This window comes from Microcoleus sp. LAD1_D5, from assembly GCF_036702115.1.
Taxonomy (GTDB): domain Bacteria; phylum Cyanobacteriota; class Cyanobacteriia; order Cyanobacteriales; family Microcoleaceae; genus Microcoleus.
The window spans coordinates 24,369-42,432 of the sequence record NZ_JAUBSA010000060.1; the positions used below are offsets into that span (position 1 = coordinate 24,369).

The 18,064-nt window shown below is 46.1% G+C and carries 13 protein-coding genes and 1 tRNA gene; 8 read left to right on the forward strand and 6 right to left on the reverse strand.

The window, feature by feature from the left end; translation table 11 throughout:
* The first annotated feature begins 453 nt into the window (after positions 1-453).
* The 7 genes from gatB (at position 454) to QUA70_RS21515 (ending at position 6,915) form a co-directional block, all read left to right on the forward strand.
* A complete protein-coding gene (gatB, locus tag QUA70_RS21485) occupies positions 454-1,956 on the forward strand; it encodes an Asp-tRNA(Asn)/Glu-tRNA(Gln) amidotransferase subunit GatB (RefSeq protein ID WP_333349705.1) in 1,503 nt (500 codons plus the stop codon).
* A 364-nt stretch (positions 1,957-2,320) separates the two neighbouring features.
* The gene (locus tag QUA70_RS21490) at positions 2,321-3,487 is read left to right on the forward strand and encodes a pentapeptide repeat-containing protein (RefSeq protein WP_333349707.1); all 1,167 of its coding nucleotides are present in this window, start codon (positions 2,321-2,323) and stop codon (positions 3,485-3,487) included.
* Between the two features lie 43 nt (positions 3,488-3,530).
* Positions 3,531-4,118 (forward strand): Uma2 family endonuclease, encoded by a 588-nt coding sequence (locus QUA70_RS21495; RefSeq protein WP_333333399.1) that lies wholly within the window; start codon positions 3,531-3,533, stop codon positions 4,116-4,118.
* A 132-nt stretch (positions 4,119-4,250) separates the two neighbouring features.
* Complete coding sequence (locus QUA70_RS21500; RefSeq protein ID WP_333333397.1) at positions 4,251-4,889, forward strand: Uma2 family endonuclease; 639 nt, start codon at positions 4,251-4,253, stop codon at positions 4,887-4,889.
* A 108-nt stretch (positions 4,890-4,997) separates the two neighbouring features.
* Positions 4,998-6,230: a pentapeptide repeat-containing protein gene (locus QUA70_RS21505; protein WP_333349708.1), complete on the forward strand. Its 1,233-nt coding sequence runs from the start codon at positions 4,998-5,000 to the stop codon at positions 6,228-6,230.
* A 135-nt stretch (positions 6,231-6,365) separates the two neighbouring features.
* Positions 6,366-6,590, forward strand: a complete 225-nt coding sequence (locus tag QUA70_RS21510; RefSeq protein ID WP_333185262.1) for a CopG family transcriptional regulator — start codon at positions 6,366-6,368, stop codon at positions 6,588-6,590.
* Entirely contained in the window at positions 6,577-6,915 is a 339-nt protein-coding gene (locus QUA70_RS21515; RefSeq protein WP_333333393.1) for a type II toxin-antitoxin system PemK/MazF family toxin, read from the forward strand. Before QUA70_RS21510 ends, QUA70_RS21515 begins: the two co-directional genes overlap by 14 nt.
* Before the next feature lie 263 nt (positions 6,916-7,178).
* On the opposite strand, the gene dpdE is transcribed toward QUA70_RS21515, so the two are convergent.
* From dpdE to QUA70_RS21545, 6 genes are all read right to left on the reverse strand, one after another.
* The gene (gene dpdE, locus QUA70_RS21520; protein WP_333349710.1) at positions 7,179-10,514 is read right to left on the reverse strand and encodes a protein DpdE; all 3,336 of its coding nucleotides are present in this window, start codon (positions 10,512-10,514) and stop codon (positions 7,179-7,181) included.
* 298 nt (positions 10,515-10,812) lie between these two features.
* Entirely contained in the window at positions 10,813-11,469 is a 657-nt protein-coding gene (locus QUA70_RS21525; RefSeq protein ID WP_333333389.1) for a glutathione S-transferase, read from the reverse strand.
* Positions 11,470-11,592: 123 nt separating this feature from the next.
* Positions 11,593-12,540, reverse strand: a complete 948-nt coding sequence (gene trhO / locus QUA70_RS21530; protein WP_333333387.1) for an oxygen-dependent tRNA uridine(34) hydroxylase TrhO — start codon at positions 12,538-12,540, stop codon at positions 11,593-11,595.
* Positions 12,541-12,594: 54 nt separating this feature from the next.
* A tRNA-Gly gene (locus tag QUA70_RS21535) sits at positions 12,595-12,666 on the reverse strand.
* Positions 12,667-12,747: 81 nt separating this feature from the next.
* A complete protein-coding gene (locus tag QUA70_RS21540) occupies positions 12,748-13,083 on the reverse strand; it encodes a HEAT repeat domain-containing protein (protein ID WP_333349712.1) in 336 nt (111 codons plus the stop codon).
* Positions 13,084-13,514: 431 nt separating this feature from the next.
* Positions 13,515-13,661, reverse strand: coding sequence for a hypothetical protein (locus tag QUA70_RS21545; RefSeq protein ID WP_333349714.1), 147 nt, complete (start codon positions 13,659-13,661; stop codon positions 13,515-13,517).
* Between the two features lie 242 nt (positions 13,662-13,903).
* On the opposite strand from QUA70_RS21545, the gene QUA70_RS21550 reads away from it, so the two are divergent.
* Positions 13,904-17,647, forward strand: a complete 3,744-nt coding sequence (locus QUA70_RS21550) for a chemotaxis protein CheB (RefSeq protein ID WP_333349715.1) — start codon at positions 13,904-13,906, stop codon at positions 17,645-17,647.
* Positions 17,648-18,064: the final 417 nt, after the last annotated feature.

Consider the following 18,064-nt stretch of genomic DNA (forward strand, 5'->3'; position numbering starts at 1 on the left):
TTTTAATTTTTAGTTGGTGGGTGAAGCCGATCGTTGGAGGCGGGCGGCGTTATTAAAAACTTCCAATCAAAGGATTTGGCGTGCAGATTGATCGGCAATTGTGGTGGATCGATCTAAAACTCTCCTGGGTAAGGGAAGGGTGCGGGCAGGAGCAGGCGCTCAGTATATTTTTGCACAGAGTTGTTGTTTGGGGGCGATCGCAAGGAGATCGGCATGGCTGGGGGCTTGGGTCGATCGCCAATCTGTAGCAGGGTGTTGCGTATGCAGATGCCCATTTGTCTCAACTAAACACGCTTTCCCACAGTCGGGCAGGGGTTTAAACCAGCCCGAATGCGGGTTTGAGGGGCTTGTTGACACCAATGAAACCGTCGCTACCTACAAATAATCTCCAATCACTTTGGTCAATAAAAAGCTAAAATAAAATCTAAAGTTATTCAGTCTTTAAAATCGCTTATGACTGCTGCCGCACCCTCTTCGATAAAAAACCAAACTCAGTACGAAGCCATTATCGGTCTCGAAACTCATTGTCAATTGAGTACGAATACTAAAATTTTCTCCAGTTCTTCTACAGAATTTGGCAATGCTCCAAATACTAACATTGACCCAATTTGTATGGGAATGCCTGGAGTGTTGCCAGTATTAAATAAAAAAGTGCTGGAGTATGCGGTGAAAGCAGGGCTGGCTCTCAACTGCGAAATCGCACCTTACAGTAAGTTTGACCGCAAGCAATATTTCTATCCCGATTTGCCGAAAAATTATCAAATTTCTCAGTTCGATTTGCCGATCGCTACTAACGGTTGGCTAGAAATTGAACTCGTGGATGAGACGGGAAATTCTACTAGAAAAAAAATCGGGATCACTCGCTTGCACATGGAGGAAGATGCCGGAAAATTGGTTCACGGCGGCAGCGATCGGTTGAGCGGTTCAACTTATTCAATGGTGGATTACAACCGTGCCGGTGTGCCTCTAATCGAAATTGTTTCGGAACCGGATTTGCGATCGGGCGCGGAAGCTGCCGAATACGGTCAAGAATTGCGCCGGATCGTGCGCTACATCGGTGTAGGCGACGGGAATATGCAGGAAGGTTCGCTCCGGTGCGACGTGAATATTTCGGTGCGCCCTGTGGGCAGAAAAGAGTTCGGCACGAAGGTGGAAATTAAAAATATGAACTCTTTTAATGCGATCGAACGGGCGATCGATTACGAGATCGAGCGGCAAATTCAAGCTGTGGAAAATGGCGAAACCATCGTCCAAGAAACGCGGCTTTGGGATGAAAACAAGCAGTGTACTTTCAGTATGCGGGTTAAGGAAGGCGCGAGCGATTACCGGTATTTCCCGGAACCGGATTTGCCTCCGATCGAAGTTTCGGCCCAGCAATTGCAGGATTTGAAAGCTCAACTGCCGGAATTGCCGGCCCAAAAGCGCAATCGCTACGAAACTGAGCTCGCTCTTTCTCCCTATGACGCGCGGGTGCTGACTGACGACAAAGCGGTGGCGGAGTATTTTGAAAAATCGATCGCCGCCGGTGCTGGTGCGAAACAAGCTGCGAATTGGGTGATGGGCGATATTACTGCTTATCTGAAAAATGAAAAACTGGCGATCGCAGAAATTCCTTTCCAACCGCAGGATTTAGCGGAACTGCTGGCGCTGATTGATGCCGGTACGATCAGTGGCAAAATCGCTAAGGATATTTTGCCGGAGTTGCTGGCAAACGGTGGTTCGCCTCAGAAGTTCGTTGAGAGCAAGGGTTTGATTCAAATTTCGGATACTGGGGCGATCGATCAAGCGATCGATGCCGTGTTGGCAGCCAATCCCAAGGAGCTCGAACAGTACCGAGGCGGTAAAACTAAGCTGCTGGGCTTTTTTGTCGGCAAGGTGATGAAGGAAACGGGCGGCCGGGCTGATCCCAAACTGACGAATGAGCTGCTGGTGGCGAAGCTTAACGGCCCAGGCTAAGCAATCGTTAAGGGGGTCGTGTAGCGGATACAACGGCGGGCGATCGGTTTTTCCCGAGCTCGCCCTTCTCGCGGGATCGTAACTTTATAATTAATCTACATTTCTTTACAACATCTTCACGTTTGGGGGTGACACCCCTCATGCCGCTCGTGTTATATTGTGTTATGTAGATGCACCCTGATGGCAGAGGGAGTTACTTAGGTAGCTCTCTCTTTTTTTTGTCTTTTTTTTTTGCACGGACGTGAAAATACGGATGGGGGAGAGGGGGATTGGCCATACCGATTCCCGATTACTGATGACCGATTAGCAATTACCGCTTTGAGTCGATTAATATCAACTTTAGTTATTAACTAATTTTGACAGTATGAGCGAACAAGCTAGCGAGCTAATCAAGCAGGGGATTTCGCAATATCAGGCGCACCAATTTGAGGCGGCGCTGGGTTCTTGGCAGGAAGCGCTGGCGCTGTATCGCTCAATGGACGATAAGCGCCGATCAGGTGCGGCGCTTGGTAATATGGGCGTAGCTTACGAAGCGCTGGGAAATTATGCTCAGGCGATCGACTGCTACCAGCAGCATTTGATGTTAGCGCGGGAAATTGGCGATCGCCGGGGCGAGGCGAATGCTTTGGGAAATCTGGGCAATGCTTGCTGCGCTCTGGAGGATTTTTCTGGTGCTATTGATTACCAGCAGCAGCGTTTGGCGATCGCGCGGGAAACGGGCGACGGGCGCTCTGAGCTGGAAACTTTGGGCAATTTGGCGCTAGCTTACGATGCTAAGGGAGATTTGCCTGGTGCGATCGAATGTTATGACGAGCAGTTGTCGATCGCGCGCGCCAGCAAGGACGATCGCATTGAGCGCAATGCTCTCAAGAATTTGAAGCTTGCTTACAAGTATTTAGCAGATTACGAGAAGGCTAACCAGTACCGACAGCAGCAATTGGCGATCGTCCGGCAACTGTTTTTAACTGATAAAAATAAGAGTTTTCTACAACTTACAGAAACAGTGGGTTTGAACCTGGTTGAGGATTTTGCCGGGGCTAACTTAAGCGGTTTTGACTTGCACTACACTGATTTTAACGGTGCGGATTTACGCGAAACTAACCTCCGAGGCGCCGATTTGACTTTGGCGGATCTCAGCGGTGCTTTGCTGAGCGCTGCTATTTTAATTGATGCTAATTTGTGCAATGCTAATTTGCGGGATGCTGAACTCAGCAGCGCCAATTTGAGCGGTGCAGATTTGCGGACAAAGCTGCCCAGGGCTAATTTGAGCGGTGCAAATTTAACCAACGCCAATTTGAGCAGTGCTTATTTACCGAATGCGATTTTAGTAAATGCAAATTTGACAAATACTGATTTTAAGAATGCTGATTTGAGCGGTGTTAATTTGAGTGGTGCGAATTTAAATGGTGCTGATTTGAGCCGCGCTGATTTGACAAATACGGTGGTTGACAATGCGAAGTTTTTTTGTTGTCTGGGAATTTCGGAAGCCCTGAAGGTTGAATTGAGGGCACGGGGCGGGATTTTTGAGTAAAATTAATTGGAAAGGTTGGTAATTGTAGAGGGTAAGAAAAGCTATGACTGCCGTAACTGCAAAACGATTCTCGATCGCCGAATATCACCGTTTGGAAGAACTGGGATTTTTTGAACCCGATGACCGAGTTGAATTGATTCGCGGAGAAATTATCATTATGGCTGCTAAAGGTAGGCTGCACTCTTTTTGTAACAGTCTTTTAGTTGAGGAGTTAATCATTTTACTGGCAAGACGCGCTCGCGTGCGCGCACAAGAGCCAATTATTTTGTCTGCTGATAGCGAACCAGAGCCTGATGTGGTTATTGCCCGCAATCGAGCCGATCGTTATTTCTCTTCTCACCCGCAGCCTGCTGATATTTTGTTGGTAATTGAGGTTTCCGATTCTACGTTGAAGTACGATCGCACAATCAAGTTGTCTCTCTATGCTGAGACTGGGATTTCTAATTATTGGATATTTAATTTGGTGGATAATCAACTGGAAATGCACAGCGAACCTTATCAGAAACAAAACGGGAGTTATAGTTATCAATTGCAACGAGTTGTTTTGCCAAATCAGACGGTGGCAATTCCGGGTTTTCCAGAGTTGTCTCTAGATTTGTCTTCGGTATTTCCGGCGCAGAGTGGTGACTAAACATTCTGGCTCGATAGCGCATATTTTAACTCAGTAATTAAAGAGCGATCGAGCTTTTTTCGATGATATAATGCAAAAGTGCGATGGCTACGCCCCGGCTTGCGCCTACGAACTCTTTATCAAAGTAGCACTATGACTGCTCAAACTCTCTCCCCGCCCGAACAAATTGTCCAGCTATCGGGTATCAGTTGGCAAACCTACGAAAATTTGCTTGCCGAAATCGGCGATCGGCAAATTCGACTGACATATAATCGCGGCAATTTGAAAATTATGGTACCTTCTCCAGAACACGAACTTTACAAAAAAGTAATGGGTCGATTTGTTGAAACCCTAGCAGAAGAATTGGAACTCAATATTGCCCCCCGGGGTTCCACAACTTTCAAGCGTCCTGAACTTAGCGGTGTAGAACCTGATGAATGTTTTTACATCCAAAATGTTAGTGCAGTTAAAGGCAAAAAAAGAATCGACATGAATCAAGATCCGCCGCCGGATTTAGTGGTGGAAATTGATATTACCAGCCGTTCGGAAAATAGCTTGCAGGTTTATGCGGATCTGGGAGTGCCGGAAGTTTGGATTTATAATGGGTCGCGACTCAGAATCAACAGATTAGAAAATGGAGAATACGTTGAGGGCGAGATCAGTTTAGCATTTCCCAGCTTACCGATATTAGAGATTGTCATATTTTTGGAACAAGCAGAAAGAATGGACTATTTGGAATTAGTAAAAGCATTTCGGAATTGGGTAAAAAGCCAAATTCAGCAAAACCAATGACTTGCGGATTAAATTAAACAAAATTTACAATTTTAGCTCACGAAAAAAAGCTGTGTTGTGATCGATTAGAGATGATAAAATAATTTAAATATCAATTACAGGCTGGTAGTGCCAGCAATTCTACCCGATATGCGATCGCTAGAGTCTCACAACAAATACCCAGATTGCTTGTGGATGCAATTAGAAGCAATTCCAGTTCCATCGGTTGCACCCCAAACCCAGCAGCTCGATATTCACTTGAGCCTGAATTTTAACGAGCATTGGGAACCCCTGCTCGGCGGCCGCGTCAAATTTGGTCTGCAAGGCGGGACGCTCAAACTGTATCTAGAAAACTGCGAAATACCCGTAGCATCACGTCAGTTAGTCGGTTATTTCAAGCTTTTGCCAATTGAAGAAACCCTGGCTATTCAACGCAGTGCAGAAAATTTAGTAACCGAAAGTCAGCGGGGAGTTCAGGGCGGCGAGAAGCCGGACAAAACAAAGGAAACAGAGAGCATATTTTGTCACGTTTCCACAATCAGCGATGATACAACCCCAGCTTGGATTTTTGCAGTAGAACAAGGCAAATCAGTATTAAAAGGTTTGCTAAAAAGTGTTAAGCTGGGAGAATTGGCTGCCAAAGAATTTCGGATAGCAGCGGCTTTTGAAGTTGCTAAAGAAGATATTAATCTCACAGATGCTGAGGGTTTGTGGCCACACGAAATCACGCCAAATCAACATTCGGTTTTAGAAAGAATCCTGACTATATACCTGCAAACACATAAACTCCAACCTGCTCTCAGTTGGGCGCTATTTTCCTACAATTTGCCTCCGGTTGAACCCCGCGAAGTGGAAATTGTCCCGGAAGCTGAATCGGAATTGCAGGAAATAGTCGATCGCATTATTTCCGCTGAAACCGACAACTTTGTAGAGTTGGCCCAAATCGCCAATCTCAACCCAGCACTAGATTTCGCGGGTAGCACCTTGCGCGGAACGACTTTAAGTGCAGTGGATTTTAGCAGCGCAAATCTCGATCGGGCAAATTTTCGGGGTGCAACCTTAAACGATGCCGATTTCAGCGACGCCAACCTGCAAAAGGCCAAATTCGGTGGTGCAGATTTGAGTGGCGCTTTCTTAGGAAATGCTGATTTAAGTGGCGCAGATTTGCACAAAGCAAGTCTAGCTTTAGCTAACCTCAGCGGTGCCAATTTGAGCGGCGCAAATCTGCTGGAAGTGAACTTAACAAATACTAATTTCAGCGGTGCGAAGGTTGAGTCAGCCAGATTCGGGAACAATTCAGGAATGGATGAGGAGATGCAGGTGAATTTACAGCAGCGAGGCGCAATTTTTGAGGAGGTTTAGTCCGTAAGTGCGAGCTCCCTTTCATCCATCTCGCCACAAAAAGGGCGATCGGGATGTAAATAGTAAAATTTACTCTGGTTTACTGCTTGTGCTATAATTGAGTAAAAATCTTTGTAATTACCAATTGCTAAGATAATGCAAGCTGAAAAAATATCAATTTCCTTATCACAATCGCTACTACAGTTTATTGAAACTTACAAAATTGCTAAAGGATGCAAATCGCCCTCCCAAGTAATTGAAGTAGCTTTGGAATTGCTGCGAAATCAAGAATTAGAATCTGCTTACCGACAAGCATCTAGTGAAGTAGACTCCGCTTGGGATGTAACAGTTGCCGATGGATTGACAGATGAAACGTGGTGAAATTTACTACGCTAATCTCAGTCCTACGGTTGGTTCTGAGATAGATAAACGCCGTCCCGTATTGGTGGTGAGCAATGACGCTAATAACCGTGCTGCCAATACAGTTACAATTCTACCAATTACCTCTAATATAACCCGTGTCTACCCTTTCGAGGTGTTGCTAAATCCAGAGGATAGTGGTTTGCCCAAACCTTCTAAAGTGCAAGCACAGCAAGTACGGACAATTTCTAAACAGCGAATCAGCAGCGATGCAGTAGGAAGTTTGAGTGAGGAAATCATGCAGTTGGTAAATGCTGCTCTCAAACTGCATTTAGAGGTTGATTAAGTGTCATATATCCGCAACATAACTTTTTCGGCGTTGCTGATCCGAAGTATGAAAACACAAACCAGATCCCCTACTTCTTTCTTGCCACTGGGATTTTCAGTGACTGAATTTGATTCAGAAGTGGGGGATCTGCCGGAAATCATACCGTTATTCAGCAACGCCCAGCGCGATCGCCCTTTTATCCATATCCATCCATCGTGGCACGGGCGTCTCGCCTGTGCTTCCGAATCGGGTCAAAAAGAGCGATCGCCCTCCCAAACAAATTATCCTTCATCCTCCGACTTTACAGGAGGACGCCCAGAAATCACAATGAATCCCACAGACTCAAGAGTCATGTGCGGGCGGCGAATTCCCGCTAAAACCGCTTGACTCAACAAACTTTCCGTACTGATTTCATCAGCTAAAACCGATGCTAAAGCTTGTTCCGATTTAGAAAGTCGATTCAAGCGCAACTGCAATTGATTCACCCGGTTTTCGAGTTGGATTGCTGCACTGACAGCAGATCGATCGCACATTTCCACAAAAGCCGATCGCCCGCGCAGCAATTCCTCCGATACCACCCGTCCCTTTTGACAAAAATCATCCCATTCTAGCGGATCGACAAAACTGTCAATCAGCGACGTGCGATTTTTCGACAAATTGTAATCACGATTCGGCCCGCCTTTCCCCTTATAAGCCCGCTGCAAAATCGCCAGAAGTTCCGCATCTTCCACCAGTGAAATTTCTTCGCTGCGAGCATCTACAAACACAGTTTCAAAAGTTGGCAGAAACAGAGCATCAGCGCGACGCTGCAAAGCTTTCAAGTTGTAATTTTCGATGTTTTGTGCCTGCAAAACTTTGTCAGCAGGCTGCACATCAGTCTGGATTGAATAATTAAACTGAAAGCCAAACCACTCCTTCCCAGGCGCAGCATCCCAACTTTCATCATGCCGCCACATTGCAAAAGCTTGACCGCGATCGTCCCAGCGAATATAAGAGCCAAGTGCATCGATCAATCCCTCACCAATTCGGTAAAGAGCGACATCAGCATTCTGATAAGCTATGCGGCGATTGTAACTACCATATTGCTGGCAATAAGGAACCAATCTGGTCATCAAATCCTTCGAGGGAATTAACGTTTTTTGAGTAGGTTTATAGCGCATCAACCCCGATATACTCGGATGTTCGATTTGTTTGAAGTGAAGAGCTTGACACAACCAACCTTCAGTAGCCCGCTGCATTTCTTTATGCTTAGCGTCACAGTTGTCGAGAGGTTCAAAATACTGAGATGCGCTGTCATCAAGAGTATCAATTTCATCGAGAACGTACTGTTCGTCAATTTTGATTTTCTCTTGTTCCATTTCAGTTTTAATCGCTTCAATTTCGCTGGATAAGCCCTTGCCTCCCTCAGCAAACAACTTTTCTTCAAGTTTGAGAATTTTGTCCTCAGCATAAAACTGAATGCTGGCAATAGATTTGTTGAAGATATCAAACCCATCTTTTAAAACTTGAAACCAAGCTTCGTGGGGACTCTCTGGCAAATCCGGGCCTGCAAACAAACAAAATTGCACTCCCATTTTGCTGCCAATGCGATCGACTCTGCCGAGTCTTTGTTCTAACTGGTTGGGAAACCACGGCAAATCGAAGTGAACTAACCAATCTGTCAATTGCAGATTTACCCCTGCTTCCGCCGATCGATCGCACACTAAGATAAAACAATGTGGTTCAGTCTTAAACCGCTTGAGACTAGCCTCAACATCATCAGCCGATTTGCTCGTGTCATGGCTGGCGATCGCATTTTTACCAAAGATTTTAGCTAAATTTTCCGCAATCTCTTTACAAGTTGCCGTAAAACTGGTAAAAATCACAATTTTCGGGAAACGCTCGCCCGGAATCGGCCGTTTAATTTGCTGTTGGATTCTCGACAGCAAATCGCGAGGTTTGCTGTGATACTCGCGCGGAACCTTCAAAGCCACTGCCAGAAATCGGAGAATGGCGATTCGTAACAAACTCAGTCGATCGAGTCCTTCCTGGGGCTTTTCTAGGGTGTTGAGCAAGGTTTCCAGTATTTCCTTTTCTTCTGGAAATAGCGCAGTTTTGGTCAAAACCGCCGTGTCATTTTGTCCAAATTCGCGATCGAGTTCAGGAGTCGATTTTTTCTCCAAGCGAGCTTTGACAACCCGTTCTAAAACATTCAGCCAAGTACCAGAAGCGCGGAAAAATAGCAGAAAAATTCTCTGATATTCGCTCGACTTGGGAGCGACTGTGCGCCATTTATCGAGTACGGTTTGAATTTCCGACCACTGTTCATCATTCAGATCATACTCAGTTTTGGGGACAGCCTCTCGCTCGAAAATCACATCTTCAACCGCATCCCGGCGGTTGCGAAGGATGCGACGATGCAGGCGGTAGGTATCGCTAACGTGAGTGCGAATAGTTCGGACAAGCCGAGCCTGTTCTGCGGTTTCTTCCGTTTTCAAACAACTTTCTAACTCAGTTGCTAATCCGATTAAATAATCATCTTTGGCAAAAATAGTGCGAAGTTGAGCGAGTTTTGTTTGCAAAACAGCAGGCTTGGCATTTTCTCGAAAATTTAGCAAAGCGCGACCGATTTCTTGACGGTTTTGCACCTGTTCTTTGAAATTTTCCAGGTCATCAAGACGGTAAGTTGTGGGATCTAGCAAGTGCAGCATCGTTAGAAAATCTTGCTCGTGGCCTAGAACTGGCGTTGCAGATAATAACAATACATTTTTGCTTTTCTGAGCTAGTTTCTGACAGAGTTCAAAGGACTGCTGCTGAGCGCGATCGCTCGAAGTGGCCATGGCCGCCACATCATGCGCTTCATCAATAATCAGAAAATCCAGGTTAGCGTTGCGGCTAATTTGATTGATGTCGCTAACAGCAGCAAGCTGCACTCTGTCAGCAAAATGAGACAAATAGAATTTATTTTCCAACTCCTGCCGCCACTGTTCGAGCAAGTATTTCGGAACCAGTACCACAGCGCGTCCGTTGGGTTCATCTAGCAGAAATTGGCGGAGAATTGTCCCGGCTTCTACTGTTTTTCCCAGTCCTGGTTCGTCTGCCAATAAATAGCGCACGATTGGGTCTTCTAGGACGCGCCGGACGACTTCAACTTGGTGCGGATAGAGGTCTATGTTAGCAGAAATTAAACCGGTCATGCCGCGGCTGACGGCCCGCTGTTCGATCGCAGATTGAACGAATGCCAATCGGCGATCGTGAAAATACGGCGTTTCTTGACCTTTGACTGCTAAAATGTCGATCGGCTCGGCGATCGGGATATTGCAGCGGACATAAAGTTCGGTTTCGACAGCTTGCAAACTTTGGCTGTCGGGGAGGTCAATTTCGTACTCTAATTTATCTTCATCCCAGTCATAAACTCGACCGATAATCCACCTTTCGTGACTTGTACTCCAGAGGTAGCAGCGGGTTTGGCGCTGAAGTATGGCTTCTTGCAGTAGACTTAAGGGCACAGTTTTGCGGATGCGGTTTTTTACTGAGCAAAAATATTCAACTACGGCATCGGTACGCGATACCTCGACAACTTTTCCGACGCCCAAATCGTTTCTGGGCGATCGAACTAACGAACCAACATCAATCATAATTACAACCTGACAATACTTACTAGATTACAATCAATTCTTTCCAGTTAAAACTTTTAGCAAAATGCGATTTTTGCCTGTGTCACTTTTCTAGTCAAATGACAGTCAATCTTGTATTCTGAAAAAAATAAGTTTAGCATGATAACTAAAATTTTGGGCATTGAATAAATATGCTGACAGCGAATAAGTATAATATGACTTAGGCACGTACTACGATTTTCTGTCCGAAGAGAACGTAGTGAAACAATCTCAAACCCTTGATTCAAAGCCCTTGAGTGCGTAAGTCCTGAATAACTAATTACGAAGAAGGAAAAATAACGCCTAGATTACCGGATTCCCATTTCGGATATTTCTGCATAACACTGCTATAAATTTCCGAGTCTGTAAACCCTGCTAACCAAGCTTGTAGCGGAGGCCAAGGCTGTTCGTTGAACCAAGCTGGATCGGTATGAGCGAATTGACGAACAAAAGGTGCGATCGCCATTTCAGCCAATGCTACATTGTTACCAAATAAGTATTTAGTGGTGCTTAACTGTGAGTTGAGTTGATCCAGCAATAAAGAACCTTCATAACGATGTACTTGGGCATCAACATCTGGATAGCGATCGGGGTACTTATAACGGTCAAGATGATATTTAAACCTATCATCAAATAGAGCGATTAGTTCCAGCATTTCTGTAAGAGAACCTTGCTGTGGCATCAACCATTTTTCAGGATCGTGTTGTCTCAATGCCCACAACATGATATCGATACTTTGATCCAGTACGCGCCCGTCAACATCAATCAATATTGGTACTGTACCTTTGGCAGATACTTCCAACATCTCTGGTGGTTTGTCTCGCAAAACAACTTCCCGCAACTCACACACCCGATTGCTAACCATCAAGGCCAAGCGCGCGCGCATAGCATAGGGACAGCGGCGGAAGGAATACAAAATCGGGTATGTTGCTGACATATAATTAGTCGATCGCACGATCGGGTTTTTCGGGTCAGAAACCCCGTTTATTCGTAGATTTCTTGTCGCTAAACAAGATTTTTCGTAGAAACGGGGTTTCTTTAAACTTAGTGAATAATAATATTAGTCGATCGCACCATCTACTTTTTCTTTCGCATCGTAGCGCGCGCCTATATGTACTTGGTTGCGCCCCTTAGCAAGCTCAATCTGACGTTGACGTTCAGATAAGGCTTGTTTTTTGGTTTCAGTTTTTGAGTCATGACAATGAGGACAACTCACACCAAGCACAAATAATTCAGAAGCCTTATCTTCCTGACTAATCGGGTGACGACAACCGCGACAAAGTTCATAGTTTCCCGGCTTTAAGTCCTGACCAACAGAAACCCGTTCATCAAAGACAAAGCATTCACCTTCCCAACGACTTTCTGCTTCCGGTACCGTTTCCAAATATTTTAAAATTCCGCCTTCGAGATGATAGACTTCCTCAAAACCTTGACTCCGCAAAAAAGCAGTCGATTTCTCGCAGCGAATACCACCCGTGCAAAACATTGCCACCTTGGGTTTATTGCGTAAAGCCGTTTCCCGCAGCACCCATTCAGGTAACTCGGAAAAGCTTTTTGTTTTTGGATTAATAGCGCCTTCAAAAGTACCCATAGATACCTCGAAGTCGTTACGAACATCAACTACGACAACATCGGGATCGTCAAGCAGCTTATTCCACTCATCAGGCTTAACATATTTGCCAGCCATGAGGCGGGGATTAATGTCCGGTACCCCCATCGTGACGATTTCGCGCTTCAAGCGTATTTTCAGGCGGTAAAAAGGTGCTTTTTCCGAGAAAGATTCCTTGTGTACCAGATCCGCAAAACGCGGGTCACTACGCAAGAATCCCAGCACTGCGTGTACGCCCTCAGACGAGCCAGCAATCGTGCCATTAATGCCTTCTTGGGCCAGCAAGATAGTGCCTTTGACGTTGTTGTTGTTGCAACAATCGAGTAGCGGTGCTTTCAGCTCAGCAAAATCAGGTAGTTCAACGAACTTATATAAAGCAGCGGTTAAGAAATAAGCCATAGATTGAATTTATAGCACTAATTAATTTTCATAATTATATGAAAATTCAGTCAAAGCGGACGGTGGGACTCGAACCCACGACGTTCAGCATGGGAAGCTGACATTCTACCACTGAATTACGCCCGCGCTTAGTGTTTTTTACTTGCTTTCACCTGCTTTCACTTTGGAGGCGCAGCGGTAAAAAACGACTAGAAAAACATTGTACAACTATTTTCGGATTTTGAGTATAGCATTTTGACAATCAATTTTGGCCGATCGCCGATCGCACAGCGGAGCCATGATACTGCGGCGGACGAGCAAATTGTCATCGCCACGAAAAGCTGCCACGAAATGAGCAATCGCCTCGCTTCCGAACATTGACAAAGAGTTAGCGGCTTCTGCAGGCACATTCCGATCGCGATCGAACTGCATCATTTTTAACAGCGCCGCCAAAGCTTCCGCAGTTTGAGTCTGCCGGCATCCCATCGCCACGAACATCGCACCATAAACTCCCCATCCTTCACTTTCCTCAGCAACATCCGTAGCGCCACCGCAGCATCGCACTTTCTCACCGCCGTTACCCCCGGTAGCCTGTCTTGAGAATCCGAACTTTGCAGCGCTGCTTGGATTTCCCTAATTTCTCTAAGTCAATTAAAATATATTTTTGTTACTTTTATTTAAGCTTTTAGCAAAAAGTGCCGGATTGTGGGAAAATAAAAAATTTAGTTATTAGATTGTGTCTGCAAATTAACAGCCTCAAACTCCAACACCAGAAGAAGTTCAGAAAGTAATTGCTGAATTTGATCAATATTGGCAACCGCTAATCCACGATGCTCTGGAAAGGAATCACAAGGTAAAAACGCCCCAGCAAGAAGTTATGAAGCAGTTAAAGAAATAATCCAGAGATAGTTTATATCGACGGGGCGCTAGCGAATTTGCGTGAAGCAAAGCTATCCCGCTCTTAATCCCCAAAACCTGCATAAAAACGAGATTAATTACGGTTCTGTAGGGTGTTCTCTTGCTTGAGAAGAACCCAAAAGATTCCGGTTGGAAGTTCTTTGATGAGTAGGGGCATTTAGGGAAGTCCACTCGATCGCAAACATCCATAGAATTGCTACGATCGCAGAATCTGGAAACTTCACTAATTCTCAACTCTTAACAGTACAATTAGTATAACTTTGGAGGGAGTTTTCGTCTCACTTTTGTCCTCTACTAGGAAAGGGAAAACTCCAAAATAAGGATTTTAAAATCGCTTGAGCGCACGCGCCGAGTTCGCCTAGATATATCGGCAGGTAGATGACTCATTTTTCATTGTAATATATATATATATATATATATAATGCAATAGAATAATACGCAGCCAGCACGATATTGGGTAGAAAAAATGAGTCAGAAAAAATTTTCCCAGAAATCTCAACCTAAAGCTGATATCGAAGCTGCTGAGCCAAAGCAACAGAACAATCAAAACGAGTTATTTCCAGTCGTCGGAATAGGAGCATCTGCGGGTGGAGTGGAAGCCTTTACCGAATTACTGAGCCATTTGCCGATCGATACCGGCATGGCGTTTGTAATAATTCAGCATATGTTGGCGAATCAGGAAAGTGCCTTGAGTGAGATTCTGGCTCGAACGACCCTGATGCCCGTGCATGAGGTGACAGATGGGATGCTCATAGCACCCAATCAAGTCTACGTTATCCCGCCGAATGTGAGCATCACCATCGATCGATCAGTGCTGAAGCTAATGCCTCGCGGCAGAGGACGCGGGGTATTTATGTCCGTCGATATTTTTCTGGCTTCCCTCGCCGCAGAACGCGGGAACCAAGCCATCGCCGTCGTTTTGTCCGGGGCCGACGGGGATGGTGCCCAAGGGTTAAAAGCGATTAAGGCCGCGGGCGGTATTACTTTTGCCCAATGTCAAGGATCGGCACAATTCAGCAGTATGCCCAACACTGCGGTGGCTACGGGTCAGGTAGACTTTATCTTGCCACCGGAAAAAATTGCCCAGAAAATAGCAGAGATCGGCCATCATCCCTACATTGCAGATCGGCCTGCGACAGAATCGACCACCAGCGAAGATGCGATCGAAAGTAAAGATGCGATCGCCACGATCTACAGTTTGCTGAGCGCGGCTACAGGAGTTGACTTTACTCACTACAAACAAACCACCTTGCAGCGGCGGATGCAGCGGCGGATGTTGCTGTACAAGCTGGAACGGATCGAGGATTATGCCGAATATCTCCAAAACACCCCGACAGAAGTAACGGCGCTTTATCACGATGTCTTCATTCATGTCACCAGCTTTTTCCGCGACCCCGAAAGCTTTGAGGCCTTAAGCAGCAAGGTTTTTCCCGAAATCGTCAAAGATAAATCCTCGAAAACACCGATCCGCATTTGGATTGCCGGCTGTTCAACGGGTGAAGAAGCTTACTCGATCGCCATCTGCTTGCTAGAGTTTTTAGCGGCTCGATCTACTAATCTGCCGATTCAGATTTATGGGACAGACATCAGCGAAACTGCCATCGCCCAGGCCCGCAGTGCCTTTTATACGCCGGCCCAAGTCGCGGATATTTCACCCGAACGCCTAAATCGGTTCTTTGTCCGAGTCGAGGGCGGATACCAAATCGCTAAGCCCGTGCGCGAACTCTGCGTCTTTGCTAGACAAAACCTGATCGGCGATCCGCCGTTTTCCCGGATGGATTTGATTACCTGTCGGAACGTGCTGATCTATCTCGGCCCCCCGTTGCAGAAAAAGTTGCTGCCAATTTTCCACTACGCGCTTCAGTCCGCAGGCTTTTTGCTGTTAGGCACTTCGGAAACGGTTGGTGATTTTTCAGAATTGTTTACGCTATTCGACAAAAAGAATAAAATTTATGCTAAAAAACTGCTGTCGCATTGGCTCAGCATTGATTTAACTGCTAACCACTATCCTGTGACACCCCTCAACCCTCCACCGCTGGCGACGGAAAGGTTGGACGAAACCGAACTGGAGAAAGACGCCGATCGCATTGTTTTGAATCACTATGCCCCTGTCGGGGTCGTGATTAACGCAGCCCGCGAGATTCTGCAATTTCGAGGACAGACGAGTGCCTACCTAGAACCGTCTCCCGGTAGGGCGAGCTTGAATTTGCTGACAATGGCAAAAGAAGGATTGCGCGTGGAACTGCGCACTGCCATTCAACAAGCCTCACAGCAGAAGCAGCCGATCGCATGGGAAGGCTTGCAAGTTAGAGACGGCAAGATCCTCCGGCAGGTGAAAATTAATGTGATTCCATTGCAAGCCGGCCCTGTGGCAAAAGACTATTTTTTAGTGTTGTTTCAAGACCAGCCGCAGATCCCTGTGTCTTCGGAGACGGTGGAAAATGGTAGAGTCAACTCCCACCCGAAAAAGGGTGAAAGCCTGGAGATAGAAAGGCTGCTACAGGAACTGAAAATCACAAAAGAACACCTCGGAGCGATCGTCCACGAGCATCAAGCCGCTAATCAAGATTTAAGAGCCGCCAACGAAGAGATTTTGTCGAGCAACGAAGAGTTGCAAAGCATGAATGAGGAACTCGAAACGGCGAAAGAAGAGATTCAGGCAACCAATGAAGAACTTAACACGATTAATGAGGAACTGCAGCGGCGCAATGTTGAATCAACTCAGGTGAGCAACGATTTACAGAATCTGCTGGCCAGCATCAATATTCCGATTCTGATGGTGGGAGGCGACCTGCGAATCCGCCGGTTTACTCCCGCAGTCGAAGGCATCTTCAACTTGATGTCTAGCGATGTCGGGCGGTCTTTGAGCGACATCACTCACAAGTTGATAGTGCCGGACTTAGAGCAACAGATTTTAGAGGTGATCCGCACGCTCAATTTGAAAGTTCAGGAGGTTCAAGATCGAGATGGTCATTGGTACGATCTGCACATTAGACCCTATCGGACGATCGACAACAAGATTGATGGGGCTGTGGTGATGTTGGTGAATATCAACGCACTAAAACTGAGCGCCCAGCACTTGATGGAAGCGAAAAATTACGCCGAAATGATCGTCGAAACCGTGCGGGAACCGCTGCTAGTGCTGGATCTAAACCTGCGGGCGATTACGGCAAATCAGGCTTTCTACGAGACGTTTCATGTTCTGCCCGTCCAAACTCAGCAGCGAGCGATCTTCGATCTAGGTAACGGACAGTGGAATATTCCCCAGTTGCGATCGCTCTTAGAGGAAGTTCTGGAAGGAAATGCCGAGTTTAAAGATTTTGAGGTCGAGCATGACTTTGAGAAGATCGGGTATAAAATAATGCTGCTCAATGCCCGCAAAATGCCTCCGATCGGCGATACACAGATGATTCTGTTGGCGATCGAGGATATCACCGAGCAAAAGCGGTTGGAGAAAGCACACAGCCAACTCCTGATTCAGGAACAATCGGCTCGCGCGGCGGCTGAGTCGGCCAACCGCGGCAAAGATGAGTTTTTGTCCGTCCTCTCTCACGAACTGCGGACGCCGCTCAATGCGATGATGGGCTGGACACAGTTGCTACGCCAGCGAAAATTTGACGCGGCTAAAACCGAGGAGGCGCTAAAAACGATCGAGCGCACCGCCAGAGCACAAAACCAGCTCATCGATGACATCTTAGACGTTTCGCGGATTAGCACAGGCCAATTTCGGCTCAACCCTGCTCAAATTGAGCTGAATCCTCTGCTTGAAAATGCGATCGGGGTGGTTCGTTTGGCAGCAGAAGCCAAAAATATTCAACTTGAGTGCAGCATCAGTCCTTTAACCCGAAAAGTGTTGGGCGATCCAAGCCGCTTACAACAGGTGCTGTGGAATATACTTTCAAACGCGATTAAATTCACCCCAGCCGGAGGAAGAATTGACATCGCATTAGACTACATTGATGGAATGGCTCAAATCCAAATTAGCGATACTGGTAAGGGTATTCACCCTGATTTTCTCCCCTATGTATTCGATCGCTTCCGTCAGGCCGATAGTACCCACTCTCGCAGAGAGGGTGGATTAGGGCTAGGACTCTCGATTGTCCGTCATTTAGTAGAGATCCACGGCGGTACTGTTAGTGCAGAAAGTCCTGGTGAGGGACAAGGGGCAACCTTTACCGTGAGGTTGCCGCTACGAACAGATATCCCATGATTGTTGACTGTTGACTGTTGACTGTTGACTGTGAGTCAAAAAACGGAAAATTGCGCGAATTATTTGTTGGCAGCTTGATTCTAGTTTACGCCCGACTTTTGAAGCGCGGATTTGATATCATTCCGGCGCAACCGGAATTGATATTATTTCTAATCTTATCTCCTGATCTGATATCGTGTCCGGTTGCATCACAATAATAAAATCGAGTCAACCGTTAACACTCAACCATTAGAGTTTTTCCACCCCAAGTCAACAGTCAACAGTCAACAGTCAACAATAATTGATATTATTTCTAATCTTATCTCCTGATCTGATATCGTGTCCGGTTGCATCACAATAATAGACCTCTTGCAAAAAAAATCTATGCTATAATAGAAGGTTTTCAATTTAATCCCCCTAGAGCTAACTCATAATTAT